Source organism: Brevundimonas sp. 01N35, assembly GCF_056399785.1.
Genome location: NZ_JBFTRZ010000014.1, coordinates 1 through 16,978 on the forward strand (window position 1 = coordinate 1; position 16,978 = coordinate 16,978).

Here is a 16,978-nt window from a genome sequence, read left to right on the forward strand (position 1 = left end):
ATAGACCACACTCCATTCATGACGCCGCTGGGGCCTAGCGACGGGGCGTTCGACCCGTCCATCGTAGAGGCTCCGGTCAGGGTCGAGGGGGTTACTCGGACCGTTCCAGGACCGCGTCGTCGCGCGGCCTGCCCGTCATGGGCGCCGGGGGTAGCCGCTAACAACGGCGCCTGCCCCGAGCTCATGTCCAACTCTTCGCGCGGGGCGTCGGCCTTCGTCGAAACGGTAAAACTCATCTGTCTCCGGGCGAAGGCCCGGCGCCCCGCCCAGCCCTCCACCGCCCGTGCCAGCACGAGGCGGGCGTCCGCGCTCAAGCAGCCCGAAGGGCGGTAGCGCACCCAAGATGTTTCCTTCTCCCCTTGCGGGAGAAGGTGGCAGGCGAAGCCTGACGGATGAGGGGTCTCGCCACCGCTGAAATGAAGGGGAAGTTCGATGGGGTAGTGCAACCCCTCATCCGACCTCGCTCGGCTCGGCCACCTTCTCCCGCAAGGGGAGAAGGGTTTACACCCCCAGGATCCAACCCTCTTCGCTCTCAACCTGGGCCACCAGGGCTTCATCCGCCGTCTTCGGCGGCGCGAACGCCTTCTGCAGCGTCCCCGCGTCATCCATCTGGGCGAAGGCTTCGGCGGCGGTGCGGACCTGGGCCTGGGTCTTGTATTCCTTGACGCCCTCGCCGTTGATCTTGCGCTTGGCCTCGAACAGGGCGGGCCAGACCTCGACGACCACGGCCGACAGCGGCTCGATGTCGGCCTCGGTCAGTTCGCGCCAGCCGGTGTTGAACGGCCAGACGGCGGCGGAGGCGCCCAGCTTGTCCAGCAGGCGGCGCAGCATGGGCACGCCCAGCAGGGTCAGGCCGCCGACGGCGCCCGCGCCGTGCATCTGCCAGACGCTCTTGGGCGGCAGCTTGTCCTTGCGCGCGGCGACTTCGGCGGCGCGGAATTCGGGAATGTCGGCGCCGGCGCCTTCGGGCGGCTTGGTCGTGGTCAGCCAGCGCTGAGCCTGGCTGGCGGGCGCGCCCCAGAAGGGCCAGGGCTGGTCGGTCATCAGCCGGTTCATCTTGGCCGCGACCTGATAGCGGTTGTTGGTGTTGTCGGCCTTGTCGACGACGTTGGCGGCCAGGAACTTGCCCATGGCCTCCCACGGACGACCGTCCAGCTTCAGCCGCGCGGCGGTGCCGGCGGGGAAGCCGAAGTCGAAGTCGAAACCGACCAGAACCCGGTCGCCGCGCTTCCTGTGTTCCGCCAGCAGGTCGGCGATCATGGCCTCGCCCTCGGCGCGCGTGGCGACGTTGTGGGTCTCGGTGTAGAGGCGGAAGCGCACGTCGCGCTTGGCCACGCCGATCCACAGGGTCTGCTCGCCCAGCTTCTTGCCCTCGGCGGCGGTCCAGTCGGCGATGATGTAGGCGTCGAAGAGACGGGCCACGGCGGGCTCCTGAAACACAGTAAACGGTAGAGGCCGGGGTTCTAGCCTTCCGCGGCGGGGGCGGGAAGGGCGATCAACGCTTCATCAGGGCTTCGACGTGCGACAACCAGCGGCGCCCCAGCCGCAGCGCCTCGGAGGGCGAGCCGGTGGAGGCCGGCAGGTCGGCGTTCCACAGCGCCATTTCAAACTCGGGGTGGCGGGCGTCGTTGAACATCAGCCGCAGCACCACCTGTTCGGCGTCGGGCGCGGCGACGTCCAGATCCTTGCGCAGGGCGCCGCGCCGGGCGCGGGCCACGACGTGGCCGTCGACGATGATCTCGCCGCCTTCGACCTCATCGAAGGCATAGACCAGGCCCTGGGAACCGCGCTTCCACAGCACCACCACCTGACCGCCGTCGAAATCCAGCGCCGCCGCCCGACCCTCGGCGGGCGACAGGGCCTCGGTGTCGGCCTTGTGGCCCAGGGATTTCAGCAAGGCGCGTTGCAGCCGCCGCTGCGGCTCCATCCACCACGACAGCATCAGGGCGCCGGTCGTCAGGAAGGCGGCGGTCAGGGCGATCAGCAGGATGACCCGGAACGCCTCGCTCATGGATCAGGCCTCCAGGTCCAGATCGACCACCACGGGGACGTGGTCGCTGGGCTTGTCCATGTCGCGGGCGTCGCGGTGGGTCTCGATGCCCCGGAAGCGGTCGGCGGCCTGGGGCGACAGCAGGGCGTAGTCGATGCGGATGCCGTTGTTTCGCTGCCAGGCCCCGGCCTGATAGTCCCAGAAGGTATAGGTGCCCTTGGGCTCCTGACCCAGGTCGTGGGCGTCCGACAGTCCCAGCCACTTCATGCCGTTCAGCGCCGCGCGCGTTTCCGGCTGGAACAGGGCGTCGTTGACCCAGTCCTCGGGCTTGGCCGCGTCGTCAGGGGTCAGGATGCAGTTGTAGTCGCCACAGAGCGCCATAGGCTCTTCATAGGCCAGCAGGGCCTTGGCGTGGTCGTGCAGACGCTGGAACCAGGCCAGCTTGTAAGGAAACTTCTCGGTGCCGAGCGGATTGCCGTTCGGCAGATAGATGGACGCGACGCGCACCGGAATCGGGGCCTCGATCACGGCCTCCAGATAACGGGCCTGTTCGTCGCTGTCGTCGCCGGGCAGACCGCGCCGGATGTCGGACAGCGGGAATTTCGAAAGAATGGCGACGCCGTTGTAGGTCTTCTGACCATGGGTCTCGACGTTGTAGCCCAGGCTCTCGAAGGCCTCGCGCGGGAATTTTTCGTCCACGCATTTGATTTCCTGGAAGCAGACGACGTCAGGATTGGCGGATTCCAGCCAGGCCAGCACGGTGGGCAGGCGGGCGTTGACCGAGTTCACGTTCCAGGTGGCGATGCGCATGGGCTAAGGCTAAGGCGAGCCGCGTTCACCGGGAAGGGGGCGGCGAAAACAAAGACGCCGCCGGATCGCTCCGGCGGCGTTTCGTTCGTTCGAAGATGAGGCGTCTCTTACGCTTGGGGCGCAGCGGCCGGAGGCGTGGTCGTCAGCTTGCAGCCGCCGCCGATCTGTTGGGCCGTGGCGCAGGGATAGACCTGCTGCACGGCATGCTCGGCGTTGAAGCGGACGATTGCGCCGTCGCCGCCGGCGCAGGTCATTTCGACAAAGCGGCCGTTGGCGTTCTGGCCCATCAGGCGGACTTGCCCGACGTCGCAGCCGGCGGCTTCGGAGCCGGCCAGCCAGGACTTGACCGTCGCGGCCTGCTCGGCCGGCGTGGTGAACTGGCAGGTGGCGTTCTGGCTGACGATTTGCAGGCACTCGGTCTTCTCCCAGCCCGAGGCGCCCTTTTCGATCCAGTAGCCGTCCGCGCCGGCGCAACCGATTTCATAGACGACGGCGCCGTCGCTCGACTGTCCGCGCACCTTGGTTTCATCGACTGTGCAGGGCACGCCGGCCTGGGTCGCGTAGGCTTTCAGGAAGCCCTGAATGTCCTGGTTGCCGGGCATGGAGCAGGTCTGGCTTGGCGGGGCTTCCGGGTTGGCCGCCCGGGCGTTGTCGGCTTGGCTGGCCAGGACCACGCAATCGGCGAACTGGGGCGGCGTGGAGGCGACGACCATGTAGCCCGGCCCGCCAGCGCAGGTTGCCTCGTAAATTTTAACCTGTTCGGCGCTGACGCCGAGCAGTTTGGCGTCCGTCACCTGACAAGACGTCGTGCTGGCGGCGAAGAGGGCTTCCACGTCGGCTTTGACGACGGCGGGATCGACCGGAGCGGGGGCTTTCTGGCGCTCGCGCTGTTGACGACGATCATTGCGGTCGCCGCCGATACGGCCAGGCTGAACGCGTTCGGTTCGGGTCGGTTCGTTGCCTGCGCGGCTTGCATCAGCGCCGGGTTGGTCCTGGGCGACGGCGAATGCGGGGCTCAAGGTCATGACGGCGAGGCCGGCTGCGATGCCCAATGCGCGGCTGAAACGTTTGATGGTCACGAAAAAGGGCTCCCTCGGCCTCTGCTGATGGCGAAAGCCTTGGCGGGGTCTTTCGGTTCGGTCAAGCGCCGCTACGCGTGACGCCTCTGGACCGGAACCGCGCAATCGGGTTTAACCTGCGAGGGTTGCGATTGGAGACGGACTTGGCGGACGGCGCGATAAGCGATGGGGCGGCGACGACCGCGCGCGGTCTGACCTATCCGTCAGGGCCGCCGCCGGAGGCGGGTCAGGCGGTCGAGGTCGCGTCGGGCGTGCTGTGGCTGCGGCTGCCGCTGCCGATGACGCTGAACCATATCAATGTCTACGCCCTGGCGGACGGCGACGGCTGGACACTGGTCGACACCGGGCTGAAGACCGAGGCGGCGAAGGCGGGCTGGGAGGCGGCGTTGGCGGGGCCGTTGGGCGGCAAGCCGGTCAAGCGGGTGATCTGCACCCATATGCACCCGGACCATATCGGCCTGGCGGGCTGGTTGTGCGCGCGTTTCAAGGCACCGCTGCTGATGTCGCGGCTGGAGTATGTGACGGCGCGGATGCTGATCGCCGACGAGGGCCAACCCGCGCCGGATTCGGGCGAGCTCTTCTATCGCGCCGCCGGGTGGAACGACGAGCAGATCGCGCGCTGGCGGACGGGATACGGCGGCTTCGGCAAGGCGGTGGCAGCTATGCCCTCGGCCTATCAGCGGCTGTCCGAGGACGATGTGGTTCGCATCGGCGACGGCGACGGCGACTGGCGCGTGGTGATCGGCGAGGGGCATTGTCCCGAACACGTCTGCCTGTGGCGCGAGAGCGACGGCGTCATGCTGTCCGGCGATCAGATCCTGCCGCGCATCTCCTCGAACGTCTCCGTCTGGCCGACCGAGCCGGAGGGCGATCCCCTGGGCGAATGGTTGCGCTCACTGGCGGCGCTGAAGGCGCGCTTGCCGGGGGACTTGTTCGTCCTGCCATCGCACGGCGAGCCCTTCTACGGCGTCACGACGCGGCTGGAGGCCTTGATCCGCGGCCACGAGGTGGCGCTGAAACGGCTGGAGCGGACGTTGAAGACGCCGTCGCGCGCCGTCGACGTCTTTTCCGCCTTGTTCGCGCGCCCGGTGGGCGACGAGGTGCTGAGCATGGCGACGGGCGAGGCCATCGCTCACCTGAACTATCTGGCCCGCGAGGGGCGGGCCCGACGAGACCGCGATGAGGCGGGCGTCGATTGGTGGACACTGACGGAGGCTGGACGATGAGCGAACACATCAAGGTCGATCTGGACGGCGGCGTCCTGACCGTCGCCTTCGATCGGACGGACAAGAAGAACGCCATCACCCAGGCCATGTACACGGCGCTGGCTGAAGCGACCGAGCGGGCCAAGGTCGACGACGCCGTGCGGGTGATCCTGTTCCGCAGCGAGGGGGATTCCTTCTCGGCCGGCAATGACATCGCCGACTTCATCGCCCTGGGCTCGCAGACCGGCGGCGATCTGGTCGAGATGGGCGTGTTCCGTTTCCTGAAGTCGCTGGCCGATCTGGACAAGCCAGCGGTGGCCGCGGTGCGCGGCCGGGCGGTGGGCATCGGCCTGACCCTGCTGCTGCATTGCGACATGGTGGTGGTGGCCGAGGACGCCCTGTTGTCTGTTCCCTTCGTCAACCTGGCCCTGGCGCCCGAGGCGGCGTCGTCCCTGCTGCTGCCGGCGACCATCGGCCATCAGCGCGCGTTCGAGCTGTTCGCTCTGGGCGAGGCCATCGACGGCAAGACGGCCCTGGCCTGGGGCATCGCCAACCGCGCGGTGCCGGCCGATCAGGTCGACGCGACGGCGCGTGAACTGGCGGTCAAGCTGGCGGCGCGCGCGCCCAACTCCATCCGCAAGACCAAGGCCCTGATGCGCGACGCCGAGACGCTGTGGTCCCTTATGCAGCGCGAAGCGCAGGCCTTCGGGTCGCAGATGCGCAGCCCCGAGGCGATGGAGGCCTTCATGGCCTTCAGCCAGAAACGGGCGCCGGATTTCTCCAAAGCCGGCTGATTCACGCAAACGCGATTGATTCGAGAGGGCAGGGGGTTTAGGCGCCGCAGATGAATGCTGTCGCCGCCCCAGTATCTGCTGAATCCGTAACGCCAGTCCGCATCGTGCGAGAACGATCGGGCGACGCCGCGGCCGTCGACGCCCTGGTGCTGGCGGCCTTTGGTCCCGGCCGCTTCGCCAAGACGGCCGAGCGACTGCGCGAGGCGGCGGCCCTGGCGGCGGGCTTCTGCGCCTTTGAAGGCGAGCGCCTGATCGGCTCGGTGCGGCTGTGGTCGATCACGGTGGGCGAAGCGCGATCCGTCTTTCTGGGGCCGATCGCCGTGGACGCCTCCAGCCGTCGCGGCGGACTGGGCGCGGAACTGGTGCAGGCCTGCATCGAAGAGGCGAAGGCGATGAAGCTGGACGGCGTGCTGCTGGTCGGTGATCCGCCCTATTTCTCGCGCTTCGGCTTCCTGCCGGCACCCTACGCCGTCCTCGCGGGACCGGTGGATCGCCGGCGCGTAATGTGGCTGCCGATCACAGAGGTTGAACCGGTCGGCGCGGTCCATCCCGTCGCCTGAGGGCCTGTCCGGCCTTCCTTTGCCGGTCGGCGCGCCCCATAGTTCGCTTATGACGAACCCCGCGACATCGTCCGGCCTGTCCGGCGTCGCCGAGGCCGCCCGCCAGGCGCCGGGCCGCGGCTTGCCGCCGGTCCATCTGTGGCATCCCGAACATTGCGGCGACATCGACATCCTGATCCGCGCCGACGGCGTGTGGATGCACGAGGGCTCGCCCATCGGCCGGCCCGCCCTGGTGCGGCTATTCTCGACGGTGCTGCGGAAGGACCCGGACGGCTATCATCTGGTCACGCCGGCGGAAAAGCTGAAAATCCGGGTCGAGGACCTGCCATTCCGCGCCGTTACCATGCAGGCGGCGGACGGCGTGCTGAGCTTCACGACCGATGTCGGCGACAAGGTCGAGGCCGGCGAGGACCATCCCATTGTTGTCGAAACGGACGCCGCGACCGGCGAGCCGGCGCCGCGCGTCCATGTGCGGGCCGACCTGTGGGCGCGGATCGCCCGTCCGGTCTTCTATGAGATGGTCGAACGGGCCGAGGCGGTGGAAGGGGGGCTGGTTGTCCGATCCGGCGACGCGATCTTCGCCTTGGGACCGCCCGGACTTGGGTTAGAAGCGGCGGGGCTGGAATGAGCTGCGACAGTCTGAGGAAACGACTGGAGGGCCGTCTGGACCCGGTGGCGTCGTGGACGCCCGAACGGACGGCGATCCGGTCGGATTACGACCTGAACCCCAGCGCGGCCCGACCGGCGCGTGAGTTGCGGCCCGCCGCCGTCCTTGTGCCGATCATCGTCCACGCCGACGGGCCGACCGTGCTGATGACGCGGCGCTCGGACAGTCTGGCCAGCCATACCGGCCAGATCGCCTTTCCCGGCGGACGATTGGACCCCGGCGAGACGGCGGGACAGGCGGCGCTGCGCGAGGCGTTCGAGGAGGTGGCTCTGGACCCCGGCGTCGTGGAACTGCTGGGGCTGGGCGATCCCTATGAGACGGGGACCGGGTTTCTGGTCACCCCGGTGGTCGGCTGGCTGACGGCCCCGCCGCTGGTCGCGCCCTCGCCGGATGAAGTCGCCGAGGTGTTCGAGGTGCCGTGGGACTTCCTGATGGACCCGGTCAATCACCGTCGCGACTATTACGACCCCGAAGGCGGCGCGCGGCGTTGGTTCTGGGCCATGCCGTTCGAGGAGCGCTACATCTGGGGCGTGACGGCGGGGATTTTGAAGGGGCTGTTCGGCCGGCTCTACGGCGACGAGATCGAGCCCCTGTCGGCGGCGGCCGAGGACGCGGCGTGAGCCATCCTTTGCAGGGGCGGGGGCTGGAAGGGCAGGCCTGGTTGACGGCCTCGGCGACCCGCGCGGTCATGGCGGCGCTGGCGACTGCAGGCGGGCCGGACTGCGCGCGCTTTGTCGGCGGCTGCGTGCGCAACGCCCTGATCGGAGCGCCCATCGACGACATCGACATCGCCACGACGCTGACGCCTGAGGCGGTGGTCGCGGCGTTGAAGGCGGCGGGGTTGCGCTCGGTTCCGACCGGGATCGAGCACGGCACGGTGACGGCGATTTCAGAGCGTCAGCCGTTTGAGATCACCACATTACGCCGGGACGTCTCGACCGACGGACGCCGCGCCACGGTGGCCTTCACCACGGACTGGGCCGAGGATGCGGCGCGGCGCGATTTCCGCCTGAACGCCCTCTATGCCAACGCGGACGGCGTCATTCTGGACCCGACGCGACAGGGGCTCGACGACGCCATGGCGGGGCGGATCGTCTTTGTCGGCGAACCGGAGGGGCGCATCCGCGAGGACTATCTGCGCATCCTGCGCTTCTATCGCTTCTACGCCTGGTACGGCCGGGGTGCGCCCGATGCGGCGGCGGTCGCGGCCTGTGCGGCCCTGGCCGAGGGCGTCGAACGCCTGTCGGCCGAGCGGGTGTCCAAGGAACTGCTCAAGCTGCTGGCCGCGCCCGATCCGCGTCCGGCGGTGCGGTTGATGGCCGAGGCGGGGGTGTTGGGGCGGGTATTGCCCGAACCTGCCGACCTGACGCTGCTCGAAGCCATGACGGGTCTGAGTGGCGATCCGGTTTTGCGCCTGTCGGCGCTGCTGCCCGCCGATCCGACGAAGGTGGCGGAAGTCGCCCGAGGACTGCGCCTGTCCAATGCCCAGCGCGACCGTCTGGTCGAAGCCGTGGCCGGAGACGCCCCGACGACGCTGACGGATCCGCAGGCGCGGGCGGCGATCTATCGCGACGGGCTTCAGGCCTTTGAAGACCGGGTCATGCGGGCCTGGGCGGCGGGCGGGGATGAAGCCGGGGCGCGGCGTCTTCTGGCCTCGGCTAGGGACTGGACGCGGCCGTCTCTGCCTGTCGGCGGGCGCGATCTGGCGCGGCTGGGGCTGACGCCGGGGCCGGAGACGGGACGGCTGCTCAAGGCCTTTGAGGACGGCTGGATCGCGGACGACTTCCCCGACCACGGTCACGAAGAGCGGCTCAGGGCGCTGTTGTCGCCGCCAGCGTAAACCGCGGATGACCGGGCGATGATCCGAGCCGGCCTTGCGGTCCGGTTTCGTTCCAGCAGGGCCAGATCGGGCGAGCGCCGGACCCGATCGATGGTCATGCCTGCGGGGGCAGGCAGGACCGAGAGGCAGGCGCCGCGCCGGGAGCGGGCGCACGACGCGGATCGCCGCTTGGCGATATCCGAGCGGGGCGTCGTCTGTCGACGGCTCTGCGAGCCCGACACGAAACCTCGCGCGCAACCGGACGGGCCAATCCCGGGGATTTGCCGGGTTTGCCGCGCGCCGCCCGCCTTCAACACGCCGGGGCGCCGGGCCTGAGCAGACTGATCCTCCAACCTTTGGAGATCATTCGATGAGCGACGACGCCAGCGCGCGGCTGGGCCTGCCCTATCTGGCGGCGGGACAATTGCAGAAACATGTGACGCTGAACGAGGCGCTGACGCGCCTGGACGCCCTTACCCAGACGGCGGTCGTCAGCCGCACGACCGTCGCCGAACCCCCCGCGCCTGCTGACGGCGCCCTTTATATCCTGCCGTCCAAGGCGACGGGCACGCACTGGGGCGGGCGACCGGCGGGAAGTCTTATGCGCGCCGAAACGGGCGGGTGGGTCGTCGTGGCGGCCCCCGACGGCGTGCTGGCGGTGGTGCTGGACAGCGAGGAGGTGCTCGTGCGCCGGGGCGGAGCCTGGGCCCCGCTGTCTTCCGGCGCGACCGAGCCGGTCACGGCCCTGCAGAACCTGACCCGGCTGGGCGTGAACACCGAGGCCGACGCGACGAACGTGGTGGCTGCCCGGCTGAACAAGGCGCTTTGGACGGCGCTGGAAAGTGAGAGCGGCGGCGACGGCGACCTGCGCTTCACCTTTAACAAGCAAGGGGCGAGCCGTGTTCTATCCCTGCTGTTCCAGAGCGGATGGGGCGGGCGGGCCGAATTGGGCCTGGTCGGCGACGACGACCTGAGGCTCAAGGTCAGCGCCGACGGCGCGACGTGGCGCGACGCCTTCTCCGTGGACCGGACCACGGGGCGAATGACCTTCGCGCGCGGGGTGGCCCGAAGGGAGACCACGGTCCTGACGACCAGCGGAACCTGGACGCCGCCTGCCTGGGCGCGCTGGGTCGAGGCGGTTTGCGTGGGGGGCGGCGGCGGCGGCGGTTCAGGCGGGACGGGCTCCCTGGGAACTGCGCGTTTCGGCGGCGGAGGCGGCGGCGCGGGCGGCGTCTCCCGCGGGCGTTGGCCGGTCGACGGCCTGACGGGCGGCCTTGTCGTGGCGGTCGGGGGCGGCGGCGCGATGGGAACCGGCGTCGGCGGGGCCGGCGGCGGGGGGGCGTCGAGCACAGTGTCGCTGGGCGGCGCGACGATCCTGACGGGCGAGGGCGGCAAGGGCGGGAACGGCGGGGGGGCGTCGTCCGGGCTGGGCGGCGCGGGCGGCGCCGGGCTGGTCCGTTCCAATGCGGGCGGAGATTCTTCCAGCGTGGCCGTCGGCGAGGCGGGACAGGCGCTCAACCGGCCCGACGGTCCGGGCGGCGGCGGAGCGGGCGGGGGAATCACCCCGACCAACGCCCCGTTCAGCGGCGGTTCCGGAGGCGACGGCGCGGCCCTGCATGTGCGCGCCGCGGGCGGCCTGGGGCGCGCGACGGCTGGCCTGTCGGGACAGGCGTCGCCCGTGGCGGCGCTGTCCTGGGCGGGCGGCGGCGGCGGAGGCGGCGGCGGCGGCGATACCTTCGGCGCCGGCTCTGCGGGCGGGGCTGGCGGCCTGTACGGCGGAGGCGGCGGAGGCGGAGGCGCAGCCTTTTCGGCCTCGGGCGTCGGCGGCGCGGGCGGAGCCGGCGTCGTCTGGCTTACGGCGATCGGATGAGCGCCATGACGCGATATTTCGACCGGATCGTCGAGGCGGAGCTGCTCGACATGGAGGTCTGGAGCGCGCCCGAGCGCCTGACCCCGGATGACTGTTTCGACCAGTTGGGCGCGGACTGGCGCAGGCCGACCGCCCCGCAGGATCAGGAGGAGGAAGGATGAGCGATACGAGCTTGGCCGAAGGCCGCTGGCTGTGGCGGCGGCTGTATGTTTTCGTCGCCAGCGCGGCGCTGTGGCTGTTGCTGGCGCGGACGGTGGGACGCACGGCGCCGGCCGACCTGCCGCGCGTGGCGGACGGGCTGATGGGGCTGATCGCCCTGATGCTGGTCCTCTATCTGGTGGCGCCGACGGCCCAGCAGATGATCGCCATGCTGGCCAATCTGCACCTGCGCCTGGCGACGCGAGGGCGGCCATGACCTTCCGTCTGTCGCAGCGCTCGCGCACCCGGCTGCAGGGCGTCCATCCCGATCTGATCGCCGTGGTCGAGGAGGCGATCCGCCTGACCGATGTGGATTTCATGGTCACCGAGGGGTTGCGCGATCCGGCGCGCCAGGCGGCTCTGGTGAAGGCAGGGGCCAGCCGCACGCTGAATTCGCGGCATTTGACGGGACACGCCGTCGATGTCGCGGCGCTCATCGACGGAGAGGTGCGCTGGGACTGGCCGCTGTATGGCCGCATCGCCGCAGCCTTCAAGGCGGCGGCGCGTCAGAGGGGCACGCCCCTGACCTGGGGCGGCGACTGGACCCGGTTGCGCGACGGCCCCCATTTCGAACTGGATCGCAGAGTCTATCCATGAATCGGGCCGCTAGCTGGGTCATGACCGGCGGCGTTTCATGCGAACCCTGACGCCCGCGGCATCTGGCCGGTCGTGCCGGATCCGGAGGCCGCCTATATGCGCCGCGGCGGATTTTGCCGGGCGACCGGGCAATTTTTGCCGGTTTGGCGCGGCGAAGGCAAAAATTGCCGACCTATCCAACATGGTTTACCAAAACTAACGACGTGAAAACAATGATTTATTGGGCCGGTGCGGGGTGGCTGTTCTGGCCTCGTCCTTGCACCTGGTCTTGTCGAGCAGAAAGCTCCCGGCAGCCAAAATGGCGTCGGACATCGTCGAAGACAAAGGATGGCCAAAATGGCTAACAGCATCAACACGAACGCTGGCGCTCTCGTCGCTCTGCAAAACCTCAACGCGACCAGCCGTGACCTCAACGTCACGCAAAACCGCGTGAATACGGGCATGAAGGTGTCTTCGGCCAAGGACAATGGCGCTATCTTCGCCATCGCCACCAATCAGCGCGCCGAAATGGGCGCCCTGGACGCCGTCAAGCAATCGATGCAGCGCGGTCAATCGATGGTCGACGTCGCTCTGGCGGCTGGCGAGGTGGTCGTGTCGGCCCTTAGCGAAATGAAGGCGCTGGCCGTGGCGATCGAAGCCGGCGGCAGCACGGAAACCGTCGCGGCTCTGCAGGCGGACTATGACGCCATGCAGACGGAAATCGACAGCGCCCTCGCGGGTGCGAACTTCGACGGCTCGAACCTGTGGACGGCCGGCGAAAACGTCATCACTGACACCAAGGCGACCGCTTTCGCCATCGGCGGCGTCACGGCTGACGGCACCCCGGCCGGCGCGACCGCCGCTGAAGTTGAAGCGGCGATCACCGCCTTTACCGCAGACATGGCGAAGCTGGGCACTCAGTCCAAGTCGCTGGAACGCCAAGTGACCTTCACCAGCAAGATGCAGGACGCCCTGGAAGTCGGTATCGGCAATCTGGTGGACGCTGACCTGGCCAAGGAAAGCGCCAAGCTGACCGCCCTGCAAACCAAGCAACAGCTGGGCGTGCAGGCGCTGTCGATCGCGAACCAGTCGAGCTCGGTTCTGCTCGGCCTGTTCCGCTAATAAGACGTTGCCGGGGGCGGGCCGAAAGGCTCGTCCCCGTCCGCACGTCGGGAGACAGGAGGCGCGGCCTGGCCGCGCAATAGGGAAATGGCAGACAATGTCGCAAAAGTACCTGGAGTAGCCTTCATTAATCCTGACGCCCTGGGCCAGGGTGTCGAAGTTCAGCGGCCGATTCAGCACGACAACGACGCCGGACGTTACCGCCTCACCATCGAGGAGGGGCCGAACGGCTTCATCTACAAGACGCGGGATCGGATCACCGGCGAGGTCATTCGTCAATTGCCTCGCGAAGACGTCGTGAAAATGCGCCACAGCCCGGCCTATGGGCCGGGTGAGTTGATCAAGACCAGGGCCTGATCGCCAAGTGGCTTGGACCGCGGCGCCGCCGGCTTGCCGGACGGCGTCGCGTTCGTTTCTGCGCCGTTAACCATACGCTCAGGAATCAGCGACATTCTGGCGCTCAGAATTTGAACTGGGGCTAGAAGCCATGACCAACAGCGTTCTCACCAATGCCTCGGCGCTCATTGCGCTCCAGAACCTCAATTCGACCAATAACAAGCTGGCGATGACCCAGAACCGGGTGAACACCGGCCTGAAGGTCCAGGGCGCCAAGGACAACGCCGCGACATGGGCGATCGCCCAGAACCAGCGGGCGGACACCGGCGCTCTTGAAGCCGTCAAGACCAGCATGAACCGGGCGACGTCGTTGGCCGACGTGTCGCTGGCGGCGGGCGAGCAGATCTCGGACCTGCTGATCGAGCTGCGTCAGAAGGCGACGTCGGCCGCGGATCCGTCCGCCTCGGCCGCCTCGCGCAAGGCCTACGACGATGAGTTCCAGTCGCTGCTGAAGTCGCTTGATTCCTTCGCCAAGAACGCCACCTTCGACGGCGAGAACATTCTAGACGGCGCCAGCGCCACGCCTCTGGATTTCCTAGCTAACGTCGCCGCCACTGAAACCATCACCATGAACCGGCAGAACTTGTCTCTGGCTGGTCTGGGTCTGGGCGGCACTCTCGATCTGACCAGCGCCGCCAACGCCGAAACGGCGCGTGCGCTCGTTGTGACGGCGCTGGACACCGCCAGCGCCAGCCTGGCCGAACTGGGCGCCCAGGCCAAGCAGATCGAGAAACACACCACCTTCGTCGGCAAGCTGATGGATTCGCTGGAAGTCGGCATCGGCAACCTGGTGGACGCGGACATGGCGCGAGAAAGCGCCCGTCTGCAGGCGCTTCAGGTGCAGCAGCAGCTTAGCGCCCAGGCGCTGTCGATCGCCAACCAGGCGCCGCAGATCATCCTGTCCCTGTTCAAGGGCTGATCTATCTGAACTGGCGGGACGCGCCGTGCCCGAGTGAGATCGGGGGCGGCCCGCGTCGGCTGGGGCGTGGCATCAGCCCATACAGGCTGGCCAGTCTCAGGATCATCCAACGCAGATACGACATGGGCTCATACCCCTTGCCAGTGACCGGCGGATAACGTCGATCAACCGTCGCCGTTCCGGGGTGATCTTAAACAGTTCGTTACCGAGCGTACGGCACACTGCCGGCGGGAGCGCATCAGCCTGTGATCAACAACAGCTATCTTCTCGGAATGTACGGGCTGGCGCCGACGACCTCGGGTTCGTCGGGCGCGGCCTCGACCGTGAAGAAGCAGCCGACCGCGCCGTGGAACGCCTCGGTCAAGCCGCAGGCCCAGTCCGACCTGCTGCGCACAGCCCTAAGCGGACGACGCTTCATCAATGAAGCGACGACGTCGCTGGATATGCAGAGCGTCTCGTCGGGCGATTATCGCAAGATTTTCGCCATGTATCAGGGGCTTTCCATGCTGGAGGCCATCACCCAGCGCGCGGGTCAACGCGGCGTCAGCGCGTTGGAAAACGGTCAGCTTTCCAAACATTTCGATGCGGGCATGGCGGAACTGTCCGCCTTTCTTCGAGACTCGACATTTGACGGGCTGCGGATGGTCGAGGGGGTCTCGGCGACCAAGGCGCAGACGGGGGCCGGCGTCGCCCGCGACTCGGCGAAATACATCACCGGAGCGATTCATACCGGGGCCGTGACCGACGCGGTCGCCGCCTTCCAGGGCGACGTGCAGTTCAACATTACCGTGAAGTCGGTCGCCGGCGTCCAGACCATCGCCATCGACCTGGACGATATGGGGACCGAGCCGCGTACGCTTCAGTCGGTTGTGGCGCACATCAACGGCAGGCTGGAGGCGGCAGGGGTCCAGACCCGCATGAGCCGCGAATTGCTGCCGTCCGAACCCCGCGTCATCAAGGCCGGCGACAAGACCATCACCTTGCCCGCCGGCGCCGACAAATGGGCGTTGAGCGTTCAGGGCGTTTCGGCCGAGACTGTCAGCTTCGCGCCCGTGGCGTCGGCCGACGCCGTCTATGTGGTGCAGGGCGTAGGAAACGCCGGCGGTCATAATGTGCTGAAATTCCAGGAAGGCGCTGCCAATGCAACGGGCGCGGCCTTCTGGGTGGATGGGCAAATCGGGCAGTCATCCTTGCCGGACGGCGTTGAAATCGTCCGTGCCAGCGCTGTCGGTCCCGACGGCTCGATGTGGATTGTCGCCGACGTCAGTGCGGGAAACTCGACCCAGCCGATCAAGGGCCAGGGCGACGTCGTGCTGATGAAGCTGGATTCGGCCGGACAGGTGGTGATCAGCCGCGCGCTGGGCGCCGCGTCGACCGCCAGCGGCTACGCCATTTCCGTGGGCGCTGACGGCCGCGTGGCCGTGGCGGGCTCGGTCATCGGCGCGCTCGAGCCCGGCGCCGCGGGCGCCGCCGCCAATCTGGCCGACAGTTTCGTGACCGTGTTCGACGCCAAGGGCGTGGAGCAGTGGACCCAGCGCCGTGGCGCCAAGGCGGCGGACGAGGCGACGGCGGTGTCGTTCGGCGCTGACGGCCGCGTCTATGTCGCCGGACGTTCGCAGTCCGCCATGCCGGGCGCGATCGCCACGGGCGGCTGGGACGGCTACGTTCAGGCCTTCAGCGAAACGCAGGTTCACAGCCTGGCGCCGATCACGGCGACCGCCAGCGGCGTCACCCAGTTCGGCACGGCAGGCGACGACAACGTCCAGGCCATGACCGTCGACGGCGACAAGCTTTACACCGCCGGGATCGAGAACGGCCGCATGGTGGTGCGGCGCTTCCAGGTCGACGTGACCGGCGCGCCGACGCTTCTGTCCACCCGCGATCTGGGTTCGGCGGGCAGCGGTGAAATCAGCGGACTGTCCGTTGTGAACGGCCAGGTAGTCGTCGCCGGCGCCACGCGTAATCAGGCGCTGGATATCGGTCAGGTCAACAACGCCCATGCCGGGGGCTTTGACGCCTTCGTCGCGGTGATCTCCGATGGTCTGACGGCCTCGGCGAACGACCGGTTGACCTATTATGGCGGGGCGGGCGACGATTCCGCCGCCGACGTGAAGATCGTGGACGGCAAGGTTTGGCTGACCGGGGTCTCGGACCGGGCCATCGGCGCCAAGCCGGAGGACCCGACCTCGGGCTATCTGGCGCGTCTCGACCCGTTAACCGGCGCGGTGGAGTGGGAGCAGATCTGGTCGGGCGCCAACGGTCAGGCCGCGCCCATGACCATCGCCGTTGCGGCGGGCGGGGCCAGCGTGCTGGACCGCTTGGGTCTGCCGCAGGGCGAGATTCCGCATGCCGATTCCAAGAAGCTGATCGATGTGACGGCGCTGCGGACCGGTGACCGCTTCTATGTGACGTCGTCCAGCGGCCGCTCCGTCGCCGTGACCATCGACGCCAAGGAAACCCTGCAGACCCTGGCGCGCAAGATCGAGACGGCCTCGGGCCGATCCCTCAAGGTCACGGTCAAGACGGACAAGGACTACGCCACCGGCATGGATGGCGACGCCAAGGTCACGTCGGGCGGCGTTCAGCGCCTGTCCATCGCCTTTGCCGACGGCCGCGACGGCGCCGTGCTGCGGGCGGGCGAGGCGGGGCGCGACGCCCTGGCGGCCCTGGGCCTGACCCCAGGCTATATCGGCCCCAAGAGCAGCGACCTGAAGACCTTTGGCCTGGACCTGCCCACGACGCTGAATCTGCGCGACGCCGATGCGGTCAAGCGGGCGAATGACAAGCTGGGTGCGGCCATCGTCACGCTGCGGAGCGCCTACAGGTCGTTGGCGCCGAAGAGCGCGACGCACGCGGTCACGGGCGAGGCTCCCGCCTATCTCAAGGCGCAGTTGGCCAACTATCAGGCCGCCCTCGCACGACTCACAGGCTGAGCGAGAGGAACCGCGCTTTAGGTTGACGCGTGGCGCGTCG

At 68.3% G+C, this 16,978-nt stretch carries 18 protein-coding genes; 14 read left to right on the forward strand and 4 right to left on the reverse strand.

Going from position 1 to position 16,978, the window contains the following annotated elements; all coding sequences use genetic code 11:
• Window positions 1-501: 501 nt before the first annotated feature.
• From AC1DJ5_RS13240 to AC1DJ5_RS13255, 4 genes are all read right to left on the reverse strand, one after another.
• On the reverse strand, window positions 502-1,422 hold the full coding sequence (locus AC1DJ5_RS13240; RefSeq protein WP_441454927.1) for a cobalamin biosynthesis protein CbiG: 921 nt from the start codon (window positions 1,420-1,422) through the stop codon (window positions 502-504).
• A gap of 73 nt (window positions 1,423-1,495) precedes the next feature.
• Complete coding sequence (locus AC1DJ5_RS13245; RefSeq protein WP_441454926.1) at window positions 1,496-2,011, reverse strand: hypothetical protein; 516 nt, start codon at window positions 2,009-2,011, stop codon at window positions 1,496-1,498.
• Window positions 2,012-2,014: 3 nt separating this feature from the next.
• Complete coding sequence (gene xth / locus AC1DJ5_RS13250) at window positions 2,015-2,800, reverse strand: exodeoxyribonuclease III (RefSeq protein ID WP_477020913.1); 786 nt, start codon at window positions 2,798-2,800, stop codon at window positions 2,015-2,017.
• 107 nt (window positions 2,801-2,907) lie between these two features.
• Window positions 2,908-3,879, reverse strand: a complete 972-nt coding sequence (locus tag AC1DJ5_RS13255; RefSeq protein ID WP_477020914.1) for a hypothetical protein — start codon at window positions 3,877-3,879, stop codon at window positions 2,908-2,910.
• Window positions 3,880-4,022: 143 nt separating this feature from the next.
• Between AC1DJ5_RS13255 and AC1DJ5_RS13260 the strand changes: the two genes are divergently transcribed.
• The 14 genes from AC1DJ5_RS13260 (at window position 4,023) to AC1DJ5_RS13325 (ending at window position 16,938) form a co-directional block, all read left to right on the forward strand.
• Entirely contained in the window at window positions 4,023-5,105 is a 1,083-nt protein-coding gene (locus AC1DJ5_RS13260) for an MBL fold metallo-hydrolase (RefSeq protein WP_477020915.1), read from the forward strand.
• Window positions 5,102-5,878, forward strand: coding sequence for an enoyl-CoA hydratase (locus AC1DJ5_RS13265; protein WP_477020916.1), 777 nt, complete (start codon window positions 5,102-5,104; stop codon window positions 5,876-5,878). The genes AC1DJ5_RS13260 and AC1DJ5_RS13265 overlap by 4 nt, the downstream gene beginning before the upstream one ends.
• A gap of 50 nt (window positions 5,879-5,928) precedes the next feature.
• Window positions 5,929-6,438 carry a GNAT family N-acetyltransferase gene (locus tag AC1DJ5_RS13270; RefSeq protein ID WP_441454921.1) on the forward strand — a complete coding sequence of 170 codons (510 nt, stop codon included), beginning with the start codon at window positions 5,929-5,931 and terminating at the stop codon, window positions 6,436-6,438.
• A 49-nt stretch (window positions 6,439-6,487) separates the two neighbouring features.
• Window positions 6,488-7,066: a DUF1285 domain-containing protein gene (locus AC1DJ5_RS13275; protein WP_477020917.1), complete on the forward strand. Its 579-nt coding sequence runs from the start codon at window positions 6,488-6,490 to the stop codon at window positions 7,064-7,066.
• A complete protein-coding gene (locus tag AC1DJ5_RS13280) occupies window positions 7,063-7,725 on the forward strand; it encodes a CoA pyrophosphatase (RefSeq protein WP_477020918.1) in 663 nt (220 codons plus the stop codon). Before AC1DJ5_RS13275 ends, AC1DJ5_RS13280 begins: the two co-directional genes overlap by 4 nt.
• Window positions 7,722-8,945, forward strand: a complete 1,224-nt coding sequence (locus AC1DJ5_RS13285) for a CCA tRNA nucleotidyltransferase (protein ID WP_477020919.1) — start codon at window positions 7,722-7,724, stop codon at window positions 8,943-8,945. Before AC1DJ5_RS13280 ends, AC1DJ5_RS13285 begins: the two co-directional genes overlap by 4 nt.
• A 349-nt stretch (window positions 8,946-9,294) precedes the next feature.
• Complete coding sequence (locus tag AC1DJ5_RS13290; protein WP_477020920.1) at window positions 9,295-10,794, forward strand: DUF2793 domain-containing protein; 1,500 nt, start codon at window positions 9,295-9,297, stop codon at window positions 10,792-10,794.
• A 5-nt stretch (window positions 10,795-10,799) separates the two neighbouring features.
• Window positions 10,800-10,955: a hypothetical protein gene (locus AC1DJ5_RS13295; protein ID WP_441454916.1), complete on the forward strand. Its 156-nt coding sequence runs from the start codon at window positions 10,800-10,802 to the stop codon at window positions 10,953-10,955.
• Complete coding sequence (locus tag AC1DJ5_RS13300) at window positions 10,952-11,209, forward strand: hypothetical protein (protein WP_477020921.1); 258 nt, start codon at window positions 10,952-10,954, stop codon at window positions 11,207-11,209. Before AC1DJ5_RS13295 ends, AC1DJ5_RS13300 begins: the two co-directional genes overlap by 4 nt.
• Window positions 11,206-11,589: a M15 family metallopeptidase gene (locus AC1DJ5_RS13305; RefSeq protein ID WP_477020922.1), complete on the forward strand. Its 384-nt coding sequence runs from the start codon at window positions 11,206-11,208 to the stop codon at window positions 11,587-11,589. Before AC1DJ5_RS13300 ends, AC1DJ5_RS13305 begins: the two co-directional genes overlap by 4 nt.
• A gap of 336 nt (window positions 11,590-11,925) precedes the next feature.
• Window positions 11,926-12,690, forward strand: a complete 765-nt coding sequence (locus AC1DJ5_RS13310; protein WP_441454913.1) for a flagellin — start codon at window positions 11,926-11,928, stop codon at window positions 12,688-12,690.
• Window positions 12,691-12,777: 87 nt separating this feature from the next.
• Window positions 12,778-13,047: a flagellar protein FlaG gene (locus tag AC1DJ5_RS13315; RefSeq protein WP_441454912.1), complete on the forward strand. Its 270-nt coding sequence runs from the start codon at window positions 12,778-12,780 to the stop codon at window positions 13,045-13,047.
• Between the two features lie 130 nt (window positions 13,048-13,177).
• Window positions 13,178-14,005 carry a flagellin gene (locus AC1DJ5_RS13320; protein ID WP_441454911.1) on the forward strand — a complete coding sequence of 276 codons (828 nt, stop codon included), beginning with the start codon at window positions 13,178-13,180 and terminating at the stop codon, window positions 14,003-14,005.
• A 245-nt stretch (window positions 14,006-14,250) separates the two neighbouring features.
• On the forward strand, window positions 14,251-16,938 hold the full coding sequence (locus AC1DJ5_RS13325) for an NHL repeat-containing protein (protein ID WP_477020923.1): 2,688 nt from the start codon (window positions 14,251-14,253) through the stop codon (window positions 16,936-16,938).
• Window positions 16,939-16,978 lie beyond the last annotated feature (40 nt).

Coding starts and splice junctions, on each gene's coding strand:
- AC1DJ5_RS13245 (WP_441454926.1), bottom strand. CDS start 2,011: ATGAGCGAGGCGTTCCGGGTCATCCTGCTGATCGCCCTGACCGCCGCC.
- xth (WP_477020913.1), bottom strand. CDS start 2,800: ATGCGCATCGCCACCTGGAACGTGAACTCGGTCAACGCCCGCCTGCCC.
- AC1DJ5_RS13265 (WP_477020916.1), top strand. CDS start 5,102: ATGAGCGAACACATCAAGGTCGATCTGGACGGCGGCGTCCTGACCGTC.
- AC1DJ5_RS13270 (WP_441454921.1), top strand. CDS start 5,929: ATGAATGCTGTCGCCGCCCCAGTATCTGCTGAATCCGTAACGCCAGTC.
- AC1DJ5_RS13275 (WP_477020917.1), top strand. CDS start 6,488: ATGACGAACCCCGCGACATCGTCCGGCCTGTCCGGCGTCGCCGAGGCC.
- AC1DJ5_RS13280 (WP_477020918.1), top strand. CDS start 7,063: ATGAGCTGCGACAGTCTGAGGAAACGACTGGAGGGCCGTCTGGACCCG.
- AC1DJ5_RS13290 (WP_477020920.1), top strand. CDS start 9,295: ATGAGCGACGACGCCAGCGCGCGGCTGGGCCTGCCCTATCTGGCGGCG.
- AC1DJ5_RS13295 (WP_441454916.1), top strand. CDS start 10,800: ATGACGCGATATTTCGACCGGATCGTCGAGGCGGAGCTGCTCGACATG.
- AC1DJ5_RS13300 (WP_477020921.1), top strand. CDS start 10,952: ATGAGCGATACGAGCTTGGCCGAAGGCCGCTGGCTGTGGCGGCGGCTG.
- AC1DJ5_RS13305 (WP_477020922.1), top strand. CDS start 11,206: ATGACCTTCCGTCTGTCGCAGCGCTCGCGCACCCGGCTGCAGGGCGTC.
- AC1DJ5_RS13310 (WP_441454913.1), top strand. CDS start 11,926: ATGGCTAACAGCATCAACACGAACGCTGGCGCTCTCGTCGCTCTGCAA.
- AC1DJ5_RS13315 (WP_441454912.1), top strand. CDS start 12,778: ATGGCAGACAATGTCGCAAAAGTACCTGGAGTAGCCTTCATTAATCCT.
- AC1DJ5_RS13320 (WP_441454911.1), top strand. CDS start 13,178: ATGACCAACAGCGTTCTCACCAATGCCTCGGCGCTCATTGCGCTCCAG.